The organism is Mucilaginibacter sp. JRF (assembly GCF_015223065.1).
Taxonomy (GTDB): Bacteria; Bacteroidota; Bacteroidia; order Sphingobacteriales; family Sphingobacteriaceae; genus Mucilaginibacter.
The window spans coordinates 577,668-604,561 of sequence record NZ_JADFBY010000001.1 but is presented as its reverse complement, the minus strand read 5'-3'; the positions used below and the strand labels follow the sequence as shown (position 1 = coordinate 604,561).

Below are 26,894 nucleotides of genomic sequence, written 5' to 3'. Positions count from 1 at the left end.
TGGGGGTATTTGCGGCATTTGGTTACCATAACGGCCGGTAACGGCTGCATGAGACCGAAAAACCTTCATACCAATAGCAAAACTATGTCAACACAACAGATCATACAGCGGACCATACAAGATAAGTGGCAAATGACACTGCAAAAAAACACGTCCATTCACCAGGCCGGACTGGTCCTGCCACCCGGTAACTGGGAAACCTTTGACCCCTTCCTGGTGATGGCAGAAGATAATATGAAAAAGGGTGCTTTTGACTACCATCCCCACCGGGGTATCGAAACCGTAACCTATATGATCGACGGGGTACTTAACCACAGCGATAATCAGGGCAACCGTGGACAATTAAAGCAGGGCGACACACAGTGGATGACCGCAGGAAGAGGTTTACTGCACCTGGAAGAAGCGCCGGAAAATGGATATGCTCATCTGCTGCAGCTTTGGGTCAATCTTCCTGCAGTGCACAAGATGACCACTCCCCGTTACCAGGATATTCTTCATGCAACGCTCCCGGTGCGAATAGAACATGGAGCTGAAATAAGGGTTATTTCCGGTTCGTCTGGCGGTATCAGATCAGTAACAGCCAATTATACTCCGGTCATCATGGTCGAGATAACGTTGCACGCCGGACATTCCGTTAAACAAGACCTTGCCGCCGACCTTAATGGTTTCATTTATATCCTGAGCGGTTCAGGTGCCTTTGGTGCCAATAAGCTTACGGGAAAAAAGAATGATGTTCTTTGGCTTTCAACCTCTGTGGACCATCCCAGTGAAATAGAGATCGGGGCTGATGAAGCTTTGAAACTGATCCTTGTGGCCGGAAAGCCATTAAGGGAACCTGTTGCTGCAAGGGGCCCCTTTGTGATGAATACCGAAGAACAACTTAATGAAGCATTCAAAGATTACCTGGACGGTAAATTTGGTAGCTGGACCGATGAGAATCAAAGATAACCTTTACAAACTTTCTCAAAATTAACATCAACCAAAATGATCGACCGTAAGATAACAAAGACCACATATCCGGGAACCCATCAGGGCTTTTTAGGGCAAGGCCATGCCGCTGTATCTGTAATAGATGGTTCAGATATGCAAAGAAGTGACCCGTTCACCCTGTTAATGGATGACCAACTGGACCTGCCGGGAAATGATGTTGTGGGCGGTGCCCATCCGCATGCAGGCTTTGAAATAAGTACACTGGTGCTGGAGGGGCAGACCGGAGATGGAGACCGCTCATCATCAACCGGTGATATGGAATGGCTGACCGCGGGTAGCGGAATTGTTCATACCGAAGAGATCAAAAGCCAGGTCAAACTGCGAATCTTACAATTATGGTTGCGCTTACCTGAAAACAGGACTGGGATGGCACCCCGATGGCAAAAAATACCTGCTGATAAAGTGCCTTTAAAAAAGATCAACAACTCCGATATCCGCATTTACAGCGGCAGTGCTTTCGGTCTGACATCCCCTGTTATGAACGAAGTGCCTACGACGATCCTGTTTATTCGTTTAGCACCCGGTGATGAATTGACCGTCGTTCTGCCTGCCTCTTATAACGGGTTGATCTATATTATCGACGGAACCATAAAGGCGGGAGGAAACGAAACGCTCCTCGAAAAACAGCAGGTGGGCTGGCTGGACAGACCAATGGAAACCGGCGATAGTAACCTTAAACTAAAAGGCGGCTCATCAGGCGCTCAATTCTTCCTCTACGCAGCACAACCACAGGAAACGCAGATCTACAGTAAAGGGCCATTCATCTCCGATAAACGCGAAAACTTTCCGCATCTGTATCACCGGTACAACAGCGGCCAGATGCCGCATTTAAATGACCTGCCGGAAGATCAGCTATTCTATCACTGATCATGATCGCTGAATTAGGAGGATGAAAAAACATATACTCATCCGTCTATATCTTAAAATATCGACATCTACCGGCTTAACCATTGTTTAAATAAAGCAGCCCGGCTTTTACTTACCACGATACCGTCAGGCAGATCTGGCGTTACATATACTTTGAGCTTCCCATTAAAATAATTGTGTATGGTTTTAACGGCGGGGAATGAAGTAATGTATTGCCGGTTGAGGCGAAAGAAAGCGGCCGGATCGAGCATTTTATCCAACTCATCGAGGGTATGATCGAGCATATACCGCTTTTTGCCCCTGGTATACAGAAATGATAGTTTGTCCTCAAAACTGAAGTAAGCTACATCGGTGATCGCTATCGGGATATACTTATCACCTTGCTTTACTAAAAACCGTTTTTTGTACGTTGGTGCGGGATATTTATTGCTGGCTACGCCGATCAGTAACGATTCCACGATCTCTCTGAAGTTCTCCGGTCTGGGTTGTAACCTATCGAACTTTCTCATCGCCATATCCAACAATTGCGGTTCCACCGGTTTCAACAAGTAATCAATGCTATTAACTTTAAAAGCCTTGATCGCGAATTCATCAAAGGCGGTCGTGAATATGACAGGTGCCTTGACCTCGGTCTGTTCAAATATCTCAAAGGATTGCCCGTCGGCGAGCATGATATCCATAAAAATAAGATCAGGCGACGGATTGGTATTTAACCAGATCACGGCATCCTCAACACTGTCAATAATATCAAGAACAACTATTTCGGGGTCGTAATTCGATATCAGTGATGCCAGTCTTTTGGCGGCCAGTACTTCATCTTCAATTAAAAGTATTCTCATAGTTCTTCTTTAGATATGATAAGGGGAAGCGTAACACTGAAGTCAGTCGCTGTAGTGATTATTTCGACAGGGCTCCCTGTCAATAGTTTGTATCGTGTCACGATATTCTTCATCCCGGTATGGGTGGATTCTACACCTGATGTTTTTCTTTGCAGGTTATTGCTTACCGTGATGGTATTGCCATGTATGCTTATGTTAATGGACAGCGGTTTGCGGTTAGAGATGATATTGTGCTTGATGGCATTTTCTACCAGCATTTGTAAAGTAAAAGGGATGAGCCGAAAATGATCCAATTTCGCGGGCAGATCGAATTTAATAATCAGGTTATCGCCAAACCGCATTTGGTGCAGAAAGATAAAATCGTCCAAAAAATTTTTTTCCGTTTGCAGGTCGATCACATCCCTGCCGTTATAGCTAAGCACATGCCGGTATACATTAGATAATTTCTGAATAAAAAGCACGGCTAACTGCGGATCTTCCGGTACCATGGATATCAACGTGTTCAGGCTGTTAAACAGAAAATGCGGACTGATTTGGTTCTTCAGCAATTCTATTTGCGAAACAAGGGCTTCTTTTTTCAACCTTTCCGACTCATACTGGCTTTTTTCATACAGCCCGAAATAATACATGCATTCATAGATCACGGTAACTAATCCCAAAAAAAGCAGGCTTTTCTCCAGAACATCACGATACTCTCTCCAAAAAGATTCCGGCGTGTTTTGCGGGAGGTTTATATTGATGTAGGTAAAGATGAGGCCAGCAATCAATACATAAATGATGAATATCAGCAAGTGCAGCGTAATACGTTTGGAAGTATCTTCCAGCTCAGGATACCGGGTGCGCATGTACACGAACAACATCCGGTTGCTTTCCCAGTAGCATACCACAAAGAATACACTTTTGATCACCTTAATGGCCAGCATTTCCGGGCTGAGCCGAATTGGGTTAAAGTCGCTAAAAGCGATCAGCAGCACGGTGATCATCGGTATCCCGACGATACGTAACCACCTGTCGCTGATCGTGGGTTTTTCGGTTTGCGTTCTGAGCATGCTTTATTGATATCGCTTTACAGTATACAAACATCCGTAATTAGGAACTCAAAATCTGCAAAATCCTGTTAAACCCACTGTTTTTCATTTTCAAACGCCGAAATAGAGCATCGAGTTAACCATAACACCTGATCATTTCAATTCATATTTTTTCCGTTTCAGATCATTTCGGGGGCGTTTCGATATGATTTTATAAGATTTAAGCTGCTGCAAACGCCTCATTTGTGCCGTCAACCAACAATTTTATGGATCAGAAACACTTTTTAATTTTAATGCTGCTCTTTGGGCTGTGCTATCATCAAAGTTTTGCACAGGAAAAATACTTTACCCTCTCCGGCACGGTACAGGATACTTTAGGGCAAAGTCTTATTGGTGTAACCGTAAGGATCAATCCGGCACCGGGAGGCGGACAAAAACCTTTAAGCACTTCCACCGATATCAACGGACAATTCAAGTTCCGTTTACTGAAAGGTCGCTATAACATTTTATGCTCTTATGTTGGCTTCCAGTCCTTAAACCAGGAACTGATTATAAACGCCGACAGGCAGTTCAGCTTCGTGTTAAGAACCGGTGGTACCGGCTTGCAGGAAGTTGTGGTACGGGCACAAAGAAAGTCAAGCCCCGTCAGGAATATGGAAATGGGCGCGCAGTCCATAAGCATCACTACACTGAAGAAGATGCCTGCCCTGTTTGGCGAGGTGGATGTTGTGAGGAGCGTACTGACACTGCCCGGTGTAAGTTCTGTTGGCGGAGGTTCCAGCGGATTTAACGTTCGTGGCGGAAACATCGATCAAAACCTGGTACTGATGGATGGTGCACCGGTATTCAATACGTCCCATTTGTTTGGATTATTTTCTGTTTTTAACCCGGAGGTAGTGCAGGATGTAAAGCTGCTGAAAGGCGGCATTACGTCCGACTATGGTGGCAGGCTATCCTCAGTGATGGATATTAAACTGCAAAGCGGCAATGCCGATTCTTTAGCTGTTTCCGGAGGTATAGGTACCGTATCAGCACGGCTGGCGGCGGGTTTGCCTATCCTCAAAAATAAAGGATCGGTGTTTTTGGCCGGACGCAGAACTTATGCCGATCTATTCCTGAAGCTGTCAAGCAACCCGAATACCAATTCTACGGTGGCCTACTTCCAGGATTTTAACGGCAAAGCTGACTATCAGATCGGCACGAAAGACCATATCAGTATTGCCGGTTATTATGGCAACGACCGGTTGGGCATGAGTAAGGATTTCAGGCTAGGGTACAGTAATGCCAATGCCGCGGCAACACATGTGCATGAATTCTCAGAGGGATTATCCGCAAAGACCACGGCACTCTTCAGCCGGTATCAAAGCGACCTGAGCGTGCTGGAGGAACCACAATCATTTATCAATAAACAGCATATTAACCAGTACCAGTTAAAAACGGACTTGATCTACCGGAGAAATGAAAAAATAAACCTGTCGTTCGGCTTATCTGCTATTCAATATAAGGTCAGTCCCGGTATACAAACACCATTGACAGACAGTTCGCTTTTTAATACCACCGCATCCGCCCGGCAATCCGCTAATGAACTGGGCCTTTACATCAGCAACACCCACAAATTCAGCGAAAAACTTTCTGCACAATACGGCGCACGCCTGTCGTACTTTAACGCCATAGCCGCACAAACCGGGCCGGTGTATACTTACGGCGGTACAGCAGGAAAAGAGTTGACACCAATACAAACCGTTGAATATAACAAGGGAGCTTCCATAAAATCGTACGCCAATTTTGAGCCAAGGCTTTCGCTGCGCTATCTGCTTTCTGAAAACAGTTCTGTAAAAGCGGGCTATAACCGCATGGCCCAGTATGTACACCTCATCTCGGCAACTTCCGCTTCCACACCGTTCGATTCATGGATGACGTCCACCAACAATATCAAACCCGAGCTGGCCGATCAGTTTTCCCTTGGTTATTTCCGGTCGGCACGTGATTTCGAGGTATCCGCCGAAGGCTACTATAAAACGATGAGCAACCAGGTAGACGTGATCAACGGAACAGAACCTATGGGTAACCCTGACATTGAAAAGGATCTGGTATATGGCGACGGAAGATCATACGGGTTGGAGCTTTACTTGAAAAAGAACACCGGCAAGCTGAACGGGTTTGCCAGTTATACATTGAGTAAAACAGAACGTAAGATCAACGGCATTAATAACGGCGATTGGTACAATGCCAAGTATGACCGCACGCATAACCTGAACCTGGTGGCTGTATATAACTACAGCACGAAATGGGATCTTTCAGCTAATTACGTGTATCAAACCGGTGTCGCCGCGACATTTCCATCGGGCAGAAGTGAGTTTCAGGGCATCATCGTTCCATACAATAATGGTGATCTACGCAACAATTATCGTTATAGTCCTTATAGCCGGTTGGACCTTGCTGCAACTTTACACGTTAAGCATCGCCCCGGCAGCCGGTTCAGCAGCGAATGGGTGTTTTCGCTGTACAATGTACTCAACCGGAAAAACGTGTATGCCCTTTATTTTAAACAAGACCCCAACAATGCGAACCGCACCATTGCCACGCAGCTATCGGTGATCGGCTCTATCGTTCCCGGCGTAACCTGGAACTTTCATTTTTAATTCACTTGATCAAATACTTACTATTATGAATATCACTAAAATCGCTTTGCTTCTGTTTTTTTGCGCCATGTTAGTCAGCGCCTGCGAAAAAGATCTGCCCAGTGTACCACTTCGCCCTGGTACGCCCGTGCTTAATGTTGATGGCTGGATCACCGACCGGCAGGGTGGTGACACGATCCGGCTTACCAAAACTGTCAATTTCTTTGAGCAGACCAAAGCTCCTGCGGTTACGGGTGCGGCCATCACATTGGCCGATGACCATGGTAATACCGAGCAACTCGAAGAGGTAAGCACCGGTGTATTCGCCATTAAAAAGTTAAGGGCTACTGTAAATTACAAATATACCCTGACCGTACGGGCAGCGGGGGAAACTTATACGGCGACCACTTCCGTGTCACGCTTGTCCCCGGTCATCGATTCGCTGACGTTCCGCTACTATCCCGAGGGAGGAAACCACGATAGTGTGGGTTATCGCGTAAAAATATGGGGGCAGGAACTTGCTGGTAAAGGGGATGCGCTCCGTATCCTGATCAAAAGGAATGGTGTACCGCAAAATCAAATTGATGATCTGAATATCTATAACGACGACAACGTAGAAGGTAATTATATCCAGGGATTGGAGATGAATTCTTTTACAGGATATAAGACCGGTGACCGCTTAACCGTCGAACAATGGTCGCTTGACCCGGAAGCCTACAATTTCTGGAACCAGCTCAAAACGCAGGTAGATAACGGCGGCTTATTTGCGCCCGTCCCTGCTAATGTACCGACAAATGTACGCAATGTCGATCCAGCTTCTGCCAAGGTCGCGACTGGTTATTTCGGTGCATCACTGTCGGATATATTACCGGTCAGCATTATGAAATAGGCATGTCTGATCCTGGATAGTCGCAAGATATTAAACTGAAACATTTCAAGCGTCATGTCTTATATTCTCATTGTTTACATAAATAAGCAGCGTTAAGGGGTCTATCATAGAATTTGGTTTGCAGTTTTTAAGTTATATTCGTTATTACGCAGCAACGGTACGTATATAGTTCATACGAGATTAGAGCTGAGTTGTAAAGCATTTTATTAAGATCATTATCTATCTATATGGAAAATTCTGTTAAATCTGTGCCTGTTATTTCCATTGGCGATATCAATGATTCTTCCGGAAATGAATGCCTGGGAAATCAGTTCCATGTAATAAGGAGCGATGAAATGATCGGAACTCCGAGCTACCAAAAACCTGTCAAAGGTGATCATTTCACCTTTTTACTGGCGCTGGCAGGAGTTACGAAAATGAAATACAATTTGTTGGACTATGAACTTTTGCCCAATGATCTGTTTATCATATCCCCGGGAATTATTCACGAATTTCATACAGGAACGGATGGTCAGATCCTCGGTGCCGGCTTCACAAGAGCCTTTTTTACCAGCACACTGATACACAAAAAGCATGTGAATGTATTTAATTTTTTGCTGACCAATCATAACCCTCACTTTAAATTAAGCCCGGAAGAAGCCCATACGTTACAGAATTTAATGCTGATGTTAAAGAAAAGCCATGCAGATAAAGCGCATAATTTCAAGGAAGACCTGATGTTTCACGGATTCAATCTGTTCATGCTGGAAGCAGCTGATATTTTTGGCAAGCAACGTGGGGATACGGGCGGACGTTTTACCCGCAAAGAGGAACTTCTGATGAACTTCCTTAAATTACTTTCGATAAACTTCAATATACACAGAAGCGTTCAATTCTATGCAGACAAGATCTTTGTCACCTCCAAGCATCTTACCAAGACGGTCAAAGAACTCACCGGCAAAACAGTGGGTCAGTTGATCGATGAAATGGTCATCGCAGAAGCGAAGATACTTTTAGATACTCCATCGTTGACCATCGGAGATGTGGCTGCTCAGCTCAATTTTAGCAACCAGTTCTTCTTCAGCAAATTCTTTAAAAATCAAACGGGGTTAACACCATCACAATTTAAAATGAATTTATCGCAGTAAAAAATCATGGTATCATGCGTCATTTCGATTAACATCCGTTGGCTCTAAAGCCTTTGATGCCTTTGAAACACTTGGCAAAATCGACCCGTATAATATCCCACAGTTTACCGCACAATTATCATTGCAACCATTTCGTATAAAGCGGGGAGAATTAATTTTAAAAATGGCTTTTACCGCAATAGCATGTCTAACGATTATCGAAATCCTAATTACGTTTTTATCTCACTTAAGAGTGTCAAAATGGGAATTAGGGGTTCAATTATACTCCCTCCGGCTCCACTAAGTAGGTATCAAAAAACACTAATACCCCTCATACGCTATGTTTGAGGGTTTTTTGTTGTCAATGGAAGTCCTTTTGTTCATCTAAAATCACCTTTTTGGTGACTTCTGGTGAGCAGGTCACTTTACACTAAGCCGCTCACCATAAGACAGTAAAATAATTGACTATCAACATATTAATCAATTGGACATCTTGTTTAAATTATGCTGCGAAGTTAATTTTGTATAACTTTTAACAGCTTTTTTATGACTAAAAATGTAGCAATTCTCTTTTATTTGAAAAAGAGAGCAAATGCCAAAGAGCAGAAAGTTCAGCTTTACATGCGGATAACTGTAGAAGGATAACGTGTTGAAATTGCCAGTGGTGAAAGAATTGAGCCTAAACACTGGGACTCTTTCGAAGGGCGGGCGAAAGGAAAAACAGCAGACATCGAGCAACTCAAATCTTAGCAGGCTTGAACTAAAAATTACTGATACAGCCCGCTACCTCAAAGAATTTGACCTGAAACTTATCAGCAATTCATCCGAATGATGAAAAACTTTTAGTAAACTGCTGCAATAATACAATAGGCAATACTACAGTACATTACCACTCTTTTTTGAGCAATGCAGTTATCAACTCAATTGAATAGTCATTTTAGATCAGAATTGCCAACCGTATTATTTAGGCAATAATTTCACCGGATCGATATAATAGTCAAGTTTCCAACGATCTATTACCGGCTGTTCCAAAGCGATCTGACGATATTCATCGGGTGCCATGATCGGTACGCCATAAATAATGGGATAGTTGCGCAGGCAGGTTTTACAACTCAAGATGCCTTCAATCACATTTTGATCAAGATCGTGCGACAGTATTTTCAGTTGCAGGTCCTGCTTATCGAAAGGGCAACAAAGTTTTGCGATGGTATTTAGTTTCATAAGTTATGTATTGTTGAATTTAAAGCGCTTTGATAAGCGCTGACTTTTAAAGATGTGTCATCAGCACTCATGATGCCAGAGATAACGGCCACACCATCAAAAGGTGTAAGTTTGCGAAGTGAAAGTATATTTTCAGGCGTTATACCGCCTGAAACAAATAAAGGCAGATCGGTAATGCAGCGGGCTTCCCTGACCGTTGATGGCATAACGATAGTACAGCTTCCCGCGGATATTGATGGGAACATCGCACAGAAGGATACATAGGCTAACCGATTTTTATCTGCCCAACGCACGATCTCCAGATCACCTGAACAAGTGATCCCTGCCAAAAAAGGCCTGGCTACTTTTTTCTTTATCTCCGGGTAGTTTTCCGGTATGGTATCGAAATGCACGCCATCCAGATCGGTAGAATCCAGCAGCAATTCCCAATCGTTATCAATTAGTAAGGGAACCTTATAGGCACGGCAAAGACCGGATACTGCGGCGATATATGACCGTTTGTCGGCATGGGGTAACCAGTTGCCCCATATCTGTACCGCATTAATACCTGCTTTTAATGCCGGTGCCAGTTTTGACAACAGCATAGACCTGTCCATTGCCGGATCGACGACCAGATAAACTCCGCCGGTTATTTTTGGTTTATCCATTATGTCCATCCTTTTTTTAACGCACCAAAAAACGCTGCCCAATACGGGTCTTTTTCGTAATAAGGCATCTGTTCTTCGCGGCCATTGTTAATCAGTCGTGATCCTTGCTCCTTGTCAGTAAATTCACCGATCACTGTTCCTTTGATCTGTTCGGCCGCGAGCGCTGATAAAACCTGTTTTTCACTACCCGGGCTTACAGCGATGATCATTGCGCCGGCACCTATACAGAAGCGTTCGTCGATGCCGAATAGCGTGGTCACCCGTTGCTGAGCGATCCCGGAAGGCAAATCCTCATTACGGATACGAACACCAAGGCCTGATGCAACTGCCATTTCATAAACAGCGCCCAACACGCCACCTTCAGTAACATCGTGCATGGCGGTAACCTGCCCGGTACCTACTGCTGCGAGGGCATCCGTCAACGAGGAGGTTTGATAAAACAGCGCGCAACATTGATCATAAACTTCTTTGCCGAGCCTGTTCTTTACCGTTTCCGGGAAACTCATGGCCAGTATAGCTGCCGACGATAGTGCACACTCTTTGGTGACGATGATGACATCTCCGGCATTCGCCCGATCGCTGACCATGATCTGATCCAGCGGCGCGGTCAGCAACATGGTACCTCCTCCTGCAATAGTGGAGTTTTGCCCTTCGATACTGCCGGTATGTCCGCCGGTGATGGCCACACCTATCGCTTTACAGTAGCGGTGAACATGCTCCCAGTACGTGGTAAAGTCCTCAACACTCAGCCCCGGCGGCAGGTTCAGCACCATTTGTGCGTACATTGGTGAATGGCCGGTTGTCGCCATATCGTTAGCCATCAGGTGTACGGACAGCCAAGCCGACTCAGCCATACCTAATGAAGGAATGAGTGAAAGCGGATCACTGGTCATGGCCAACCCCATACCGTTGCCGATATCTACGACCGATACGTCTACCCCAAAGGCAGGGCCACGTGTGATATAGGAACGGGCAAACCCCAGGCGTGGCAGGATGAGTTCATCGAAACCGCCGCCGGATATTTTTCCAGAGAACTGTGACATGGTCCGAGTTTAATCGTTGAACTTGACATACAAACCAAAGAAATCGCCAACCGGCACATTCCACTGCTGCACGGGGAACCATTCGGGCAAGCCGGTGCAGGTCCATTCCAGGGAATAATTACGCCCCTGCAATGCCTCATTGATCTTATCGATCAGTAGCTTAGGCGTATAAAATGTTGCCGTTACATAAAAGGGGTTCTTGCCGAACAGCTGCTGCACCCTGCGGCGGAGCACTTTAGGAGAATTGCGGTTCATCATACCGAAGGCGATGCCATGACGGCCTACGCGTGCCGCCTCGCGGATCACCATTACCGGATCACGGTAATACTCAAAGGTGGTGATGAAAGCGACCGCGTCAAAAGTATTGTCTTTAAAGGGCATGTAGTGGGAATCCGCGTTGACCAGGTCACCCTGAAATAAATGAACAGCCTGGCCCAACATAAATGGCGAAAGATCGCCTCCTGTGGCATCGATCCCGATCTCATGCCACCAGCGGGTAAAGCGCGTGGTGCCGCAACCGAATTCGAGTAGTTCTTTTACCCTCGGATCTTTTCCCAGCAGCTGCGCCATCACTTTTTTCTGCCAAACCTCAGCGCGCTTATAGCGTCCTTCGTACCATTGTTCGTAAGTGTCGGTGTGCTCGCGGTTAAAAAACCACTCTTTGCGTCCCTGCCAGTTGGTCAGGCTCCTGGTCATCAGACCGAAATCCCCATTTTGTTTTAATTCCATTCTCAAAAGGTATTAATGTAAAAGCCTTGCTTCCATGCCACGGCGAGCGCAGCAGAAACAAGGCTTTTTCCTATTGAATGGACAGCATAGAATGCTGCTTATTAGACAATAACGGCCATGCATCCCTACGCCGGTATTATCCGTATCAGGTTTATCGGGTATCATCTCAGCCTTGCTTTTCAGCAAAAGCACCCCGTGCAAGTATGCCGGCAATGTAGCGGTTATTTTAATAGTTTCAAAGCGACTTTATATCGTTAGGTGGATTTTTGTCAATTGAATAATCTTGCACCGATTATTGACCAATAAGTGCTCGCATACTCATACCAGCGATAGCAACAATATTTTCAATTATTATTTATGGCTTGAATATTGAACATCTACCAACCAAATAACACAAACTACATTTATTATGAAAAAATTTACTCTGATTACAAGTATGGTATTGATGGCATTTGGTTTTAATGCGAATGCTCAAATACAAAAAGGCAATGTATTTGTCGGCGGTAACTTTGCGGACCTTAGCCTGGGGCTGGATGATTCCAAGGTGTTTAGCATCGATATTACCCCCAAAGCCGCGTGGTTTGTTCAAGATAATATCGCTGTTGGTGGTTACCTGAACTTCGGCTTGCAAACTGCAAAGAATACCAGCACGACAACAAGCTATGGTGTAGGCGGATTAGGACGTTACTATACCGGCAAAGATGTAGAGGTGCTGCGTCACGGAAGATTTTTTGCCGAAGGAACAGCAGGCGTCGGCGGTATTAATGTTAGTGATGGTGGTGGAAATACCAACGGATTTAACTTTGGTGTTGGTCCTGGTTTTGCTTACTTCATTACCCCTAACATTGGCCTGGAAACGTTACTTAAGTTCAATGGTCTTACCGGATTTGGCAATGCTGGTTTCCAAAGCAATTTGAATCTTTCATTCGGATTGCAAATTTATCTGCCAGGTAAAAGCACAGCGAACAAGGTTAAGGGCGACGTGCAATAATTAAAAGAACTAAATATATCAGCCTCTGATGATTATCATTAGGGGCTTTTTTATGAGCTATCATAATAGTTATTGAATATTGAACACCGATAATCTGTTAGCTGCCGTTTGCTTATCCCAAATCACTTAACCGATATCACTTACTCCCCCTACCATGTGCGCCGATCTCTTATATCATCGCTGCACTTAAGAAATTGCGGACACTTCTTTTGTTTATCAAATTCAATAACAAAAAATCACCTAAAGATCATCAAAAGTTACTAAGCTATAGCTTGCGGCCATTTATTCTTTTGTACTCATGGTTCGTCACTGGCTTGCGAGCATTCCAAATGAATAAGGTATACAATAGATTATTAGCAACGCAGGGGCAATTTGGTAACAACCTGCTTTCTCACCACATATCCGGTTGTTAACTTCATTACATTAGGTCACCAATTATACCGAACATGTCTAAATACCTGATTTTATTTATCTCTCTTTCTGTATTATATACTTTGATCGTAATCTTTAATTTTTGACATCGATTAATTTTATCGAAGTCAAGAAAATCGGCGTGTTAAAGGTTCATTTTAACGGATGTTTATCCATCCGGATTTGCATTCTTTAATATTTGCCGTATGGCTATTTATGCTCTATTGTGATTACTATAAATTATTACCTTTATTGGTCACTTATTACAGTTAAATCGGTAGATGGAAGCATACACGGAGAGTACAGAACAATTTCTTTCAGGCGGCGGTGAAATGGGTAAGCTCATCCGTTCAATGGACTGGTCAAAAACAGCATTAGGACCAATTGAAAGCTGGCCACAAAGTTTAAGAACATCTGTAAGTCTGTGCCTGTCATCTACCTTCCCGATCCTGATTGCCTGGGGAGAGGAAACCATACAGATATACAATGACAGCTACCGCCCTATTTGCGGAGCCATGCACCCGCAATCAATGGGTATGAATTTCCGTATCTGCTGGGCATCTGCTCTTGAGGTTGTGGGCGATAAATTTACCCGTGGGCAACATGGAGAAGGTACCTACATTAAAGATCAGCAGATGTTTTTGGAGCGTTACGGGTATCTGGAAGAAGCCTTCATGACCTTTTCTTTCGCGCCTATTCGTGATGAGTCGGGCGGTGTTGGCGGTATATTCCACCCTATTACCGAAACAACCGACAAAATGCTGAGCGCCAGGCGAACGCAGGTACTGCGCGACCTTGGCGCCGCTATCGGCAAGGCCAAAAGTGTTGAAGAAATGGGGCAGGAAACCGAGGGCAAGTATGCCGAATTTTTGAATGACCTGCCCTTTGTGCTCATCTATAAATATAACGCCAACGATGGCAAAGCTGAACTGCTGAGCGCCTCGGGTATTATTGAAGCTTTGCAACTCGGCGTAAGCACAATTGATCTTTCGGCCGAAAATAATAGCTCATGGCCATTTACCGCATTGATAGATAGCAAAGAGCCCCTGGTGATCAACAACCTTGCTGAGCGTTTCGGGAGCTTTAGCTGTGCCCCTTATCCCGAAACACCTCACACCGCTGTTTTATTGCCTATCCATATTTCAGGGCAGGATGAGCCTTTCGGTTTTTTAGCGGCCGGTGTAAGTTCGCGCCGTGCGTTGGATAAAGATTACATTGCCTTTTACGAACTGTTGGGCAACACTTATAACACAGCTGTTTCAAACATTTACGCTTATGAGCAGGAACAAAAAAGAGCGGAAGCGTTAGCGGAAATAGATCGTTCAAAAACGGCGTTCTTTAGCAATGTGAGCCATGAGTTTCGTACCCCGCTTACACTGATGCTCGGCCCTTTAGAAGATCTGCTTAACCGAGCTACCTTAAGTGAAGATATCAAGGCACCCATAGAATCAACCCATCGTAATGCCCTGCGCCTGTTAAAGCTGGTAAATAACCTGCTTGATTACAGCCGTGTTGAAGCAGGGCGTACGCAGGCGGCTTATCAGCAGGCCGATCTGCCGGTACTGACCACCGATCTGGCAAGTAGTTTCCGTTCGATCATTGAAAAAGCGGGCATGCAGCTCGATGTTCACACCGGACAACTGGATACCCCCGCCTATGTTGACCGCCAGATGTGGGAAAAGATTGTGCTTAACTTATTATCGAACGCTTTCAAATACACCTTACAAGGCATTATCGGCGTTACTTTATTTCAGGAAAATAAGCACGTTGTTCTCCAGGTTAAAGATACCGGCGTAGGTATTCCTGAAAAAGAACTACCGCATATGTTCGAGCGTTTTCATCGTGTCGAAAATTCGGCAGGGCGAACCCACGAAGGCAGCGGTATCGGGCTTTCACTTGTACATGAGCTGGTTCATTTACATGGCGGTGAAATATCAGTTGAAAGTACTGAAGGAGCAGGAAGTATCTTTACAGTGAAGATACCTTTGGGAAAAACTCACCTGCCACAGGATCATGTATTGGAAGTTGCCAAAGAAATTGATTCGAGCGCGCTCAAGGGGGCGTTTATACAGGAAGCATTCAGTCTTTTACAGGAAGAAACACAGTCGCAGCACTCCGGCACCAATGGCTCCGCACCGGGCAGTATAACCGCCCATCAGGATTTTACCATATCTAAAGAAACCCGCATACTGATTGTTGATGATAACGCGGATATGCGGGCATATCTTAATCGTCTGCTTGAACCCTATTTCACAACTGTAATAGCGATGAATGGTGCCGATGCATTGAATAAAATACACGAGCAAAAGCCCGACCTGGTGCTGAGTGATATTATGATGCCGGTTATGGATGGTAAGGCCATGCTTGAACATTTACGAAAATCGACCGATACGCAGCGCTTGCCGGTTATATTCCTTTCCGCACGTGCCGGTGAGGAAGCCCGGATAGATGGTTTGGAAGCCGGAGCGGATGATTACCTGGTTAAACCTTTCTCGGCCGCTGAGTTATTGACGAAGATTCGCGCACAGATCAAGATCAGTAAAACCCGGACACATGCCGAGCAGCAATTACGCAGTCTGCTTACCGAAGCGCCGGTAGCCATATCGATCTACAGAACTCCGGAACATATTATAGAGTTTGCAAATAACCGCATGCTGCAATACTGGGGCTTTACAGCACCCGAATCATTTGGCAGGCCACTTTTAGAGTTATTACCGGTATTGAAACAGCAGGGCTTTACCGAGATAATGAAGAACGTTTACGAAACCGGAGAACGCTTCGTATCAACCGATCAGCCTGTTAGGTTGACCAAATCAGGTAAAGAAGAAATAACCTATATACACCTCACTATTGAGCCCTTGCGCAACGAAGATCAACTCATTACGGGGCTGATCGCCGTAGCGGCAGACGTTACCGGGCAGGTTATCGCGCACCAGGAATTAGCCAAGGTGACAGACACGTTAAAGCTATCGTTGGAAGCGGCAAACCTGGGTACCTGGAGAACGGATTGGGGTACCGATAATCTATTCGTTTCTGATATTGCCAGGAGTATACATGGCATTCCTTTAGGTACCGATCTATCTTTTAACGCTACCCTGGATGTAGTTGTGCCTGAACACCGTGATCGTTTTGTAAAGGCGATACAGGATGCCGTTGATACCAAAGGCAGATTTAGCGAAGATTACCAGATACAACCATTTGACGGGAGCAAACGCCGCTGGCTGAACTCCACCGGTAAAGTTGAACTGGATAAGCAGGGAGAAGTAGCAGGCGTGATCGGTACTATACTGGATATCACTGAATCTAAAGAAGACAGCCAGCGTAAGGATGATTTCATCGGCATGGTGAGCCATGAATTAAAAACTCCGTTAACATCATTAAAGGGATATACGCAGTTATTACAGGTAAACGCCCGGCGTAATGATGACAATTTCGCGAAAGAAAAGCTGGATAAGGTAAATGCGCAGATAGGTAAAATGACCAACCTTATTACCGGATTTTTGCATGTATCGCGTTTTGAAGCAGGGAAGATACATCTCAATAAAACCAATTTTGATCTATCAGCGCTGGTTGAAGAAACAGTCGAGGAGATCAGATCAAGCTTTACTTCCCATCAAATAATACTTTCAGGTATCAATACCATCACTGTTAATGCCGACAGGGACAAGATCAGTTCAGTAATTTTCAACCTGATCAGTAATGCCATCAAATACTCGCCCAATGGTAATGATGTAAATATTGATATAAACAACAATGGTAAGGAAGCAATCATCGGTGTTCGAGATAACGGAATGGGCATTAAACCGGAAGATCAGCAAAAGCTTTTCGATCGCTATTACCGGGTAGAAAACAGCCAGATGAGAAATATCGGCGGGTTCGGTATCGGGCTATATCTTAGCGCCGAGATCATCAAAAGGCACAACGGAAGTATTTGGGTGGAAAGCGAATTCGGCAAGGGGGCAGAGTTTTTGTTTACCCTGCCCAATAGCTAAATATATTTAAAGAGAGCGATTAACTACAGTTATTAGATCAATTCATCTTCATTAATAAGTTGATTTTTAAGCGCCAAAATGATCAATCCGACCAAATTTTTCATCTTGATCTTTTTAAGCTGTTAAAAAGGAATTTTAATTACAATTATATCCCAGCCCGGTATTTAAAACTTCGATCGAGGGTTTTGCGATCGGGTAACTAATAAATGTATACCAAGAGTTATTTTAGATCAATACTACACTTTAAGGCGTATATGATAAATTAGCATTTCGGCCATTTTTAATTGGGTAATGCTGATGCGTACGGTCAAGCACTACGTATATGGAATCCTTGAACTCATTTCTGCCCCACAATATTACTCTGTCTTTGGTCGGACGGCTATAGTGCAATTCTTGTGTTTGGTCACGGTGGGCTTTATTTTTATTAACAAGATGCAGTACGTGATTGATTGTATCGGCCTTGTAATAATAATATTGGCGACCGCCTAAACCAGATAGTTCCCAGGTAATATTCAGATCCCGTTTGGCTGGGTCATACTTCTTATGTTTTTTGGTATCTCCAAACCGGCGCACGTCGCCGCGCCAGTCAAAATACCATTTACCATCGTACACCTCATGGTTACGAGGGTAGCTGCCTGCCGCAAACATTTCAATCTGCTGAGGCCGGTTGTATACCTTAAAACTAAGTGACGACCATTCTTCGAAGGCTGCATCCTGCCAGCGTTTTAAATCAAAAGGAGAATATGGCACAACTTTTCCGTTCAACTTAAACTCGGTAACGTTATAATAACCTTTACTACCTGCAAGTCCGGGAGTATTGGGCAGTTTATAAAAGTCATTGTGTGTATAGCCGTAAACTTCCAGCGCAAAAAACAGGATAACATAAACTAAGTTACCGCTCCATTTCACCGCCAGGCGAATATAGTTTTGCCACTTTTGCTTAAAAACCGGATAGTAATGTACCACCCGCGTATTTACTTGGTTAACGATTAAGTTCCAGATGGCCGGCAAGTCATACCACATCAGGAATAGCGATAGCAACGCTAAACCGGCACTTGGCACCTGTTCGCCAATATCATAAGCATGGTTGGCTATGGCAATATTACCAAACACCACGAAAGTAACAGCAGCACCGATGCCCCTTGTTTTGCGGAACAGCAGCAAAAAGCCGCCTATAAATTCTGCAAAGCCCAGGAAGAATTCATATTTGGTGGCCACGCCTATGGCTTCCCAGTAAAGGCGCTTAGCGAAAAAGTCGATAAATTCAGTATTGTACAAACCCTCATTACCCGCAGGCATCTGCATAATAAATATCTTTTTGTAACCCCAGGCAATGGCCGCGTAGGCAACCCTGTAAGAAACTAATACCCTTACCCAATAATACAATTTGTTGTAATCCCTGCTCCTGCTGTCGAGCGATGTCCAAATAGCTGCGCCTGCTATAGCGATAAGTAGCACAAAGGGCCAGTTTACATAACTTTCGTACCCGAAGAAGCCCCCTTCGGAAAAGATGTTGATGAACTGTGGATTATAAAACGCTATTGACTCATTGATTTCTCTGTAAGTTAAATGCGAATAATCAATATTCCAGATAAACTGGTAAAATCCTATATCAAGCGGAATGGCAAATAAGCCAAAAAAGATAAAAGCTACACGAAAAGCCACTTTTTCGATATTTGTCCACTTGTTGAATTCATAGGCCGGTTGCTGTATAGTTTTTAACTCTTTTCGTTTCGCAACTTCGGTTTTGGTAATAACATCAGACATGATAGTAAATATTAAGGTTGATAAGTTAGCGCAGCGCGCCTTCCTATATATAATGGATATTTTTTGTCTTTTTTATCAAGCACAACGTAGATGTTGTTTTTGTATTGATCGGTGCCCGTCAAGATAAATCTTGTTTCAGACGGCCTTTCGTAATGCAAGTGCAGGCGTTCATCAACATATTTTTTATTCTTGTTGAATAGGGTGAGTGTCTGTTTAACGGTATCTGCTTCGTAATAATAATGACACCTGCCGCCGCCGGTTCCGGCCGACTCATAGGTGCGGTCAACATCTTTGAACTGTTTGCCCCTTCCCGCTTCGGCGTGTATGTTAAAGGTGTTGTGTACAGTATAAGAAATGGTAGACCACTTCTCGAACGTAACATCCTGCCAGCGCAGCGAATCAAGCGGCGAGTATGGAATTTCCTTGCCATTCACTCTAAATTCAGTTACCAGGTATAGTCCTTTTGAATGGGGAATACCCGCCCGTGCCGGAATTTTGTATGAGTCGTGCTCATAGTTATCATAATGCAGGTACGCGCTCAGCACAAAGAAAATGGCGATAGTAAATCCCTTTAAACCGATACGAAGGGCTTTTTGCCAGGGTGCTTTGAATGGGTATTGGTAAATGGCTAATTTCTCATCTTTCTGATTAACCAATAGTTTCCATATAGGACGCAGGTAAGGCCACAACACAAAAGCTCCCCCCAAGGCATAGAAAGATGCCAGCACATGCACACCACCATCATATACGTGATTTGATATGGCAATATTGCCAATCATCGCGATCGCTAAAGCAGCACCTAAGGCCCGTGTCCCCCTAAAAAACAACAGAACCATTACCATCAGTTCGGCAAAGCCTAAAAACACTTCATATTTTGGCACAAAGCTTAGCTGTATCCAGTACAATTTTTGCGCTACAAAATCACCCAGTGGTGTGTTCAACTGTGTTTCGGCCAATGGCGGCATTTGCGATGGAAATATTTTGGAGAAAGTAAGTCCCTGCAACCGGGTAATCATGGCGTAGGTAACCGCCACCGTTATAAAGTAGTTGAGCACCCGGTAATTGGTCGATTTTCGGTCCAGGAGTGTCCAAATCAATCCTCCAATGATGCCTATTACAAGCGCTATGCCCCAATTAACATAACTGGCTAAACCAAATATGCCGCTCTCGGTATTTATGGTTGTAAACCGGTAGCCAAAACCACCCAGGCCACCTAAATCTCGTATATGAGGATTAGTCCAGTCAATATTAGACCACTGTATGTAATACTCAGGGTCAAATGGAACAGTCAGTATAAAAAAGAAGATAAAAAAGATGCGAAATACTACTTTCTCGTACTCCTTCCAAACCGGCCTCTGTGGGTTTGCAGGTTGCTGTGTTTGCCTTGCCGGAGCTTCAATTGCCAAAACGCTTGCAGTTGCCATATCTTAAAGTTTAACAGGTTTACGTCGCCCTTCAAACAGCATGTACTTGCGGGTGATTCGGTTAAGCTCTGCATATACCGAATCCTTTTTCTCATTCACGCCTTTTAAAATAATGGTTGAATCATTCAGCTGGTTGTAAGTAAGATTGAAGGTTTCTTCAGCGTGGTTTTTATTCTTGTTTTTAAGCACGATGGTTTTGGCAACAGTATCGGGCGTGTAGGCGAAATAACTGCGCCCTCCCACCCCAGCCGACTCAAAATTCCTGTCGATGTCATTTACATAATAACCCTCGCCGGTATCGCTGTCGGGCTTAATGGGCCTGGCTATTTTTATGCTTATGGTAGCCCATTTTTCAAACACAACATTTTGCCAGCGGTTAGTGTCGGTAACCGAATAAGGAATGATTTCTCCGTTTAGCTTAAACTCTTTTACATTGTAATACCCATAGCTACCTTTCAATCCCGCCGTACGCGGAATTTTATAAGGCTCACTCGTGTAGTTCGCATAAGTACTGAAACCCAGCAACACTACAAACAACACAAAAGCGGCACGCAAAGCAACACGGCTTCTTTTCAGGTTTTTATTATTAAATACCGGTACAAACTTATTGGCGATAGTATATTGCTGCTGAACCAGTAAATTGTACAAACGCGGCAAATCATACACAAACAAAAACAGCGCTATAAACACCAGGTAGGCACTGTAAACCTGCTCGCCGGCATCGTAAGCAAAATTGGCAGCCAGCACGTTGCCGGTAAAACCAAGTATAATGCCTGTGCCGAAAGTGGTAGTTTGCCTGAAGAACAGCAGTACGCCGGCAAGTATCTCCACAAACCCTAAAAAAGTTTCATAGCCCTGGGTGATGCCTATAGTATGAAAATAAATCTTCCAGGCAAAAAAATCACCGTAATTGGTGTGCAGGTTACTAAGCGATGGATAAGGCATTTGCAAAGGGAACAGTTTTATTAAACCGTAAGCAATAATCCCAATGGCTAAACGGTAGCGTAAAATAACGCGTAACCAGTAATGCAGCGCATCATAGTCAGGCTCTTTCTTCTGTACAAATTGCCATACCAACGTACCCGCCGTCGCAATGGCCGCTACCACCAGCCAGTTACCAAAGCCGGTTATACCAAAGAAGCGGGGGGCATATTTCGACAGGCTGAACAAGCCGTAAAAATTCAGGTGCAGCACATCGGTGCTGAACAAATGGCTGTAAAATTTCCAATCGAGCGGAACTGCTTGTAAAATAAAATAGATGAAGAACAAGCGTAAGACTATCTTTTCATAGTTCTTCCAATCAGAAGAGCGGCCATTAGATACATTAAAAAAACTCATATATAATGGATTGATGATTTAACATTGAATAAATTAATAACCAGCATTTTGCTCAAGATTTTTATCAAGTTGAAGTTGTGTTACCGGTATTGGGAATACGGTTTCGTGCGAATCAATCTTGATGTTTGGGTCGATTGCCTCAAGTACCGTTTTAGCGCGACCGGTACGTGCCAAATCAAACCAACGGTGAGCTTCCCAGGCAAATTCAATGCGGCGTTCGCTCTCTACAGCAACCAGCAGATCATTGGCCGTGCTAAGCGTTAAAGGCGCAACATCTGCACGTTCACGCACAGCATTTATATCTGCAAGCCCGCCAGTTGCACCAGCAATCAGTCCTAAATGTGCACGGGCTTCGGCACGGATCAGGTATTGCTCGGCTATTCGCAGCACGTAAGCAGGATCAGTTGAATTTTTCCGGTAATACAGGTTACCAAACCAAAGTGTAGTACCCGCTTGTGTTACCTTTCCAATTAATGCACTTCGGCCACCTGATACTGCCGGGTCATTCAACAATTGCACAAACTTGTCGGTAGGCGCGTATCGGTAGGTGCCCCCGTTCGTTGAATGCTGCATTTGCTGCCTGATGGTGCTTGGATTGGTCGCGCTATAGGCCAGTTCGAATATCGATTCGCGGGTACCAACCACATCATTAGCAAACCAACTGCTGAATGGCTTTAATAATTCATAATCAGTTGCTTCGATAATTTTTGTGGCATATTCATCAGCCTTTACCCAATTTTTACGGTACAGGTATAACCTCGCTTTAAGCGCCCAAACTGTGCGCTTGGTTGCACGAATACGATTAACAGTATTAGGCAATAACGCTTCGGCATCGTTCAGGTCCTGCTCTACCTGGTCAAAAGTTTGGTCGAGCGTACTACGCTTTATTTGAGGAAGCGCGTCAATTGAAGTGGTAGGCGTGAGCACAATCTGCGCGCCGCCCCAGGCGCGTGCGATATCAAAATAAGCCAGCGCACGTATAAATTTCGCCTCGCCTACAATCTGATCGTTTTGAACTTGTGTGAAACCCGGGCCAACCAATGATGGTACCTTAGTGATCACGTTATTGGCCCGGTTAATCGTATAATAAATTGCTGTCCACGCGGTGTTAAAGTTCAAATCATCAGCCCTGAAGTTCACCGTAACGAGGTTGGCAGCACCTCCGGTGGTAAGGTTTTTAACATCACCGCTTGGAAAATAACCCAGGGTAACATAAGTTTCACCGTAATAGCCGGTTGAGGCTAACTGACGGTACACACCACGCAGGGCCGACTGGCTTGATGCCAAATCAAAAATGGTAACATCATCGCTTACATAACTAACGGGTTTTGTATCCAGAAATTTATTACACGACGACAGCGTTAAAACAGCGACCAAAATTGTAAAGAAAGTATATTTTGAAATTTTCATGTCGATATCAATTAGTGGTTTACAAGGTTAGATTTAAACCGAACTGGAACGCGCGGGGCTGTGGCGGCACACCATAATCATACCCCTGAATGTTGTCCTGACCGATGTTTGATTCTGGGTCAGCGCCTGAATAGTTAGTGAAAAGCAGCAGATTAGTACCGCTGGCGAACACACGCAGTTTTTGGACACCTATTTTCGAGGTAAAAGAAGTTGGAAAGGTATAGCCAAACGTGATGGAACGCAGCCTTACAAATGATCCATCTTCCAGGAAACGGCTATTTTCCTGTCTTGAATAGTTGGCATCTGTTAGCCTCGGTACATCGGTGTTTTGTCCCGGAGCTGTCCATCGATCAAGCTGAGAGGCCAGCAATACACGATTCGCGTCAAGCGTTCCACCTGTTTCGCCAAGCATACGGTTATGGTTCCATACCTTGTTACCAAATGAGTAAGTGAAAAATATATTCAGGTCGACACCTTTGTAAGTAAAGTTGTTGGTAAGGCCACCGAAGAATTTTGGCCATACGCTTCCCACAATCTGGCGGTCATCGGCAGTAATTTTGCCATCGCCGTTAACATCTTCAAACTCGGCATCTCCGGTTTCAGGGTTTACACGCAATTGCTTGTACAGCCAGTATGAATAAAGCTCTTTACCTTGTTGTATTCTTATCAAATCGCGACCGGCAAAAGGAATATCAGCCTCAATTTTGTCAACATTGTTTTTGTTTTTTGATATATTGAAGTCTGTACGCCAGGTAAAACTGCTTGTTTTAATATTGGTTGAATTTATAGCCAGCTCAAAACCTTTATTACTTATTTGCGCAAAATTGCTGGTGTACGATGGATAACCTGTTATGGCGGCTAATGGCCTTAACAACAACAGGTCGGTAGTTTTTTTATCATAGTAATTGAATTCTATGGCCAGGTTGTCGTTAAACAAGCCGAGGTCAATACCGGTGCTGAACTGAGTGGTACGCTCCCACGTCAGGTTTTTATTAGCCAGCTGGTATGGTCCAATGCCGGGGTTTTCGTTACTGCCTACGCCATCCGGATAACTGTAACCGCCACTCCACAATCCGCGTGACGCGAAATCATTAATGCCTTCCTGATTACCTACAGCGCCGTAACTGGCTCTGAATTTGAGATTACTTACTTGATTAACATCTTTCAGAAAATCTTCCTCGTTTATTCGCCACGATACACCTACACCCGGAAAATAGCCCCATTTTTTTGCGAATTTCGATGAACCATCGGCTCGGGCAGTAAATTCCAGATAATATTTCTTAGCATAATCATACCCTACCCTACCAAAAAATGAGGCTAATTTGCTGGCGCTATTATACTGCGAGGCCGTTTGTATTGCTGCTGATGATATCTGTGTATAGGCATCGCTTGGAAAATTGGTGCCGGTAGCGCTAACATTGCGTACGGTTGAACTTTGTATGGTATTACCTACCAATAAGTTTAAACTATGCTTGCCGAATTTATTGTTGTAGTTTAAGGTTTGCTCGTTAATCAGCGTAGCCAGCGCGGTAACACTTTGGCTGCCTTTACCACCGGCATTACCCAAAATGGTATTTTTTTGCCAGTATTCGTTCTCGTCATAATTATTATAGTCAACAGATACGCTCGAGCGGAATTTGAGGTGTTTGGCAACGTCAATATCAATAAAAGTATTACCAATGTAATGCAAACTGGTTGACCATAAGTTAACCCTGCTGGTAAGCGTAGCAATATTATCAAAGTTAACCCAGCGAAGCGGCTGACCTGCATCATCAAAGATCGGCAGATAGGTAGGAATATTTAGCGATGCCTGCAACAGCGTACCGTTACCGCCGTTAGCCGGGCGTGCCTGATCGCGATAACTGCGGCTAAGGGTATTTGTTGTACCGACCGTTACTCTTTCACTAATTTTATGGTCGAGATTCAGCTTTAAGCTCTGCCGCTCAAAAGCCATTGGCTTCCAAATCGATTCCTGCTTGGTGTAGCCACCACCCAGATAAAAACGTGTACGTTCTGACCCACCGCTTACCGCTATATTATAATCACGAAGCGCTGCTGTGCGGTTCAGATAACTCATACGGTCGTAAGTTGGTTGCTCATCAGGCAGGCCGCGGCCGGCCACACCATTAACTATCACATCTTTTGGCCTGAAAGGCTCCGGCTTACCCATATTACGACTGTACTCATTCACAAGCAGGGCATGCTCCGGCCCGGTAGTAGTTTTCCAAACTCTGTCACCCGGCGCGTTAGCAAACCCTTCCGAAGCATTGAACTCTATTTTTGTTTTTTGCCCGTAATTACCTTTTTTGGTGGTTACTATAATAACACCGTTAGCACCGCGCGAACCATAAATGGCAATGGCGGAAGCGTCTTTTAGTATTTCGATACTTTGAATATCAGCCGGATTTATATCAGCCAATGGCGAAGTTGCCCTGTCCTGAAATATGCCTTGCAGTGTTTTGTTATTAACAAACACACCATCAATAACATACAATGGACTATTGGACGCGTTTATAGATGTGGCTCCACGTACACGTATATACAAATCTGAACCTGGAACCCCTATGTTTGAATTTATTTGAACACCCGAGGCCTTACCCTGTAATTGGGCATCAAAACTACCTTCAGGTAAATTTTTGGTTGTTGATGGATCAATTTTGGTGACTGCGCTTACCACATCCCTTCGCTGCTGGGTACCATAGCCCACAACCACTACATCATTTAGCTGACTGGCAGATGCTTCAAGGCCAATTACAAGTGTTTCGCCATTTGCTATCAACGTTTGTGTTTTGTAACCGATGTATGAAACTATAAGCGTGTATGGAAATTTTTGGCCGGTTACAAAGTTAAAATGTCCGTTACCATCTGTTGTAACAGTATGTGTAGTACCTTGTATGGCTACAGTAGCGCCCGGCAATGGTTCTTTTGTTTTAGCGTCAACGACACTACCTGCCAGTTTTGAATTGATGAGCGGAGTAGTTTGTGCTAATAGTTGCAGCGGTAACAATACCACTGCTGTTGCAATAAAAAAAAGCGTTCGTAGTTTTAATAAGAGCCTGTAAATACCAATACCATTTGGTGATGGCACGGCAAGGCATTGTAAAGCGCCTATGTGCCGCTTTACATTGTGCAATTTTTGCATACTTTTACAATGTTTAATTATATGTTATGATTCAGGTGCAACGCCAATTGACTGCCTGTTCATTCTGTTTTAATTATTCCTTAGGGGATGCTTTACGCATCTCCTTTGTTGCTTTAACAAACTATTGTTGTATAGTTATTGTTGCATCACCTCCTTTTTTGCAGAAAATTTGGCACGATACCTTGGTACCGCCCTTTCCATAAATTTTTAAGAATCTTATTTTTTTGTCCCTGAGGTCAGTTAGGGTTGGCAGAACTTTGCCGAGCGGCTTAACAACAACATATACAGCAACAGTTGACATTGAATACAATATTCAACTGTTGAAAATTTGCTGTGTATAATAAACCTTTCATTGTATGTGGAGATAGTGATAATATATGCAAATATATAAATATAGTATACTATTCCTATAGATTTAATATTTTATTATAAAATAGAC

Annotated in this window: 18 protein-coding genes and 1 riboswitch; of the genes, 7 read left to right on the top strand and 11 right to left on the bottom strand. The window is 44.2% G+C overall.

The genetic code is table 11. The annotated features are described in order from the left end of the window. The first annotated feature begins 84 nt into the window (after window positions 1-84). Both IM792_RS02335 and IM792_RS02330 read left to right on the top strand, forming a co-directional pair. Window positions 85-948, top strand: a complete 864-nt coding sequence (locus IM792_RS02335) for a pirin-like C-terminal cupin domain-containing protein (RefSeq protein ID WP_194100061.1) — start codon at window positions 85-87, stop codon at window positions 946-948. 36 nt (window positions 949-984) lie between these two features. Next, the gene (locus IM792_RS02330) at window positions 985-1,857 is read left to right on the top strand and encodes a pirin-like C-terminal cupin domain-containing protein (protein WP_194100060.1); all 873 of its coding nucleotides are present in this window, start codon (window positions 985-987) and stop codon (window positions 1,855-1,857) included. 68 nt (window positions 1,858-1,925) lie between these two features. Here IM792_RS02330 and IM792_RS02325 read toward each other — a convergent pair whose 3' ends face one another. Both IM792_RS02325 and IM792_RS02320 read right to left on the bottom strand, forming a co-directional pair. Beyond that, a complete protein-coding gene (locus IM792_RS02325) occupies window positions 1,926-2,696 on the bottom strand; it encodes a LytTR family DNA-binding domain-containing protein (protein WP_194100059.1) in 771 nt (256 codons plus the stop codon). Continuing rightward, entirely contained in the window at window positions 2,693-3,745 is a 1,053-nt protein-coding gene (locus IM792_RS02320) for a histidine kinase (RefSeq protein WP_194100058.1), read from the bottom strand. The genes IM792_RS02325 and IM792_RS02320 overlap by 4 nt, the downstream gene beginning before the upstream one ends. Window positions 3,746-3,990: 245 nt before the next feature. On the opposite strand from IM792_RS02320, the gene IM792_RS02315 reads away from it, so the two are divergent. The 3 genes from IM792_RS02315 to IM792_RS02305 all read left to right on the top strand — a co-directional run bounded on the left by IM792_RS02315 (window position 3,991) and on the right by IM792_RS02305 (window position 8,361). Next, the gene (locus IM792_RS02315) at window positions 3,991-6,366 is read left to right on the top strand and encodes a TonB-dependent receptor (protein ID WP_194100057.1); all 2,376 of its coding nucleotides are present in this window, start codon (window positions 3,991-3,993) and stop codon (window positions 6,364-6,366) included. 25 nt (window positions 6,367-6,391) lie between these two features. Then, window positions 6,392-7,234 (top strand): DUF4249 domain-containing protein, encoded by an 843-nt coding sequence (locus IM792_RS02310; protein WP_194100056.1) that lies wholly within the window; start codon window positions 6,392-6,394, stop codon window positions 7,232-7,234. Window positions 7,235-7,461: 227 nt separating this feature from the next. Next, window positions 7,462-8,361 carry a helix-turn-helix domain-containing protein gene (locus IM792_RS02305; RefSeq protein ID WP_194100055.1) on the top strand — a complete coding sequence of 300 codons (900 nt, stop codon included), beginning with the start codon at window positions 7,462-7,464 and terminating at the stop codon, window positions 8,359-8,361. 939 nt (window positions 8,362-9,300) lie between these two features. Here IM792_RS02305 and IM792_RS02300 read toward each other — a convergent pair. The 4 genes from IM792_RS02300 to IM792_RS02285 are packed head-to-tail and all read right to left on the bottom strand — an operon-like array spanning window position 9,301 to window position 11,980. Continuing rightward, entirely contained in the window at window positions 9,301-9,561 is a 261-nt protein-coding gene (locus IM792_RS02300) for a hypothetical protein (protein WP_194100054.1), read from the bottom strand. Continuing rightward, complete coding sequence (locus IM792_RS02295) at window positions 9,558-10,208, bottom strand: thiamine phosphate synthase (RefSeq protein WP_194100053.1); 651 nt, start codon at window positions 10,206-10,208, stop codon at window positions 9,558-9,560. Before IM792_RS02295 ends, IM792_RS02300 begins: the two co-directional genes overlap by 4 nt. Next, window positions 10,208-11,251 (bottom strand): AIR synthase-related protein, encoded by a 1,044-nt coding sequence (locus IM792_RS02290; RefSeq protein WP_194100052.1) that lies wholly within the window; start codon window positions 11,249-11,251, stop codon window positions 10,208-10,210. Before IM792_RS02290 ends, IM792_RS02295 begins: the two co-directional genes overlap by 1 nt. A gap of 9 nt (window positions 11,252-11,260) precedes the next feature. After that, complete coding sequence (locus tag IM792_RS02285) at window positions 11,261-11,980, bottom strand: class I SAM-dependent methyltransferase (RefSeq protein WP_194100051.1); 720 nt, start codon at window positions 11,978-11,980, stop codon at window positions 11,261-11,263. A 105-nt stretch (window positions 11,981-12,085) separates the two neighbouring features. Next, window positions 12,086-12,186: riboswitch (TPP riboswitch) on the bottom strand. 203 nt (window positions 12,187-12,389) lie between these two features. Between IM792_RS02285 and IM792_RS02280 the strand changes: the two genes are divergently transcribed. Next, window positions 12,390-12,971, top strand: a complete 582-nt coding sequence (locus tag IM792_RS02280; protein WP_194100050.1) for a hypothetical protein — start codon at window positions 12,390-12,392, stop codon at window positions 12,969-12,971. A 692-nt stretch (window positions 12,972-13,663) separates the two neighbouring features. Then, the gene (locus IM792_RS02275) at window positions 13,664-17,374 is read left to right on the top strand and encodes an ATP-binding protein (RefSeq protein ID WP_194100049.1); all 3,711 of its coding nucleotides are present in this window, start codon (window positions 13,664-13,666) and stop codon (window positions 17,372-17,374) included. Window positions 17,375-17,617: 243 nt separating this feature from the next. On the opposite strand, the gene IM792_RS02270 is transcribed toward IM792_RS02275, so the two are convergent. The 5 genes from IM792_RS02270 to IM792_RS02250 are packed head-to-tail and all read right to left on the bottom strand — an operon-like array spanning window position 17,618 to window position 26,455. Continuing rightward, entirely contained in the window at window positions 17,618-19,141 is a 1,524-nt protein-coding gene (locus tag IM792_RS02270) for a hypothetical protein (RefSeq protein ID WP_228084894.1), read from the bottom strand. An 11-nt stretch (window positions 19,142-19,152) separates the two neighbouring features. Continuing rightward, the gene (locus IM792_RS02265) at window positions 19,153-20,565 is read right to left on the bottom strand and encodes a hypothetical protein (protein WP_228084893.1); all 1,413 of its coding nucleotides are present in this window, start codon (window positions 20,563-20,565) and stop codon (window positions 19,153-19,155) included. Window positions 20,566-20,568: 3 nt separating this feature from the next. Then, entirely contained in the window at window positions 20,569-21,903 is a 1,335-nt protein-coding gene (locus tag IM792_RS02260; RefSeq protein WP_194100048.1) for a DoxX family protein, read from the bottom strand. A 33-nt stretch (window positions 21,904-21,936) separates the two neighbouring features. Next, window positions 21,937-23,313, bottom strand: coding sequence for a RagB/SusD family nutrient uptake outer membrane protein (locus IM792_RS02255; RefSeq protein WP_194100047.1), 1,377 nt, complete (start codon window positions 23,311-23,313; stop codon window positions 21,937-21,939). Between the two features lie 19 nt (window positions 23,314-23,332). After that, window positions 23,333-26,455: a TonB-dependent receptor gene (locus IM792_RS02250; protein ID WP_194100046.1), complete on the bottom strand. Its 3,123-nt coding sequence runs from the start codon at window positions 26,453-26,455 to the stop codon at window positions 23,333-23,335. Window positions 26,456-26,894: the final 439 nt, after the last annotated feature.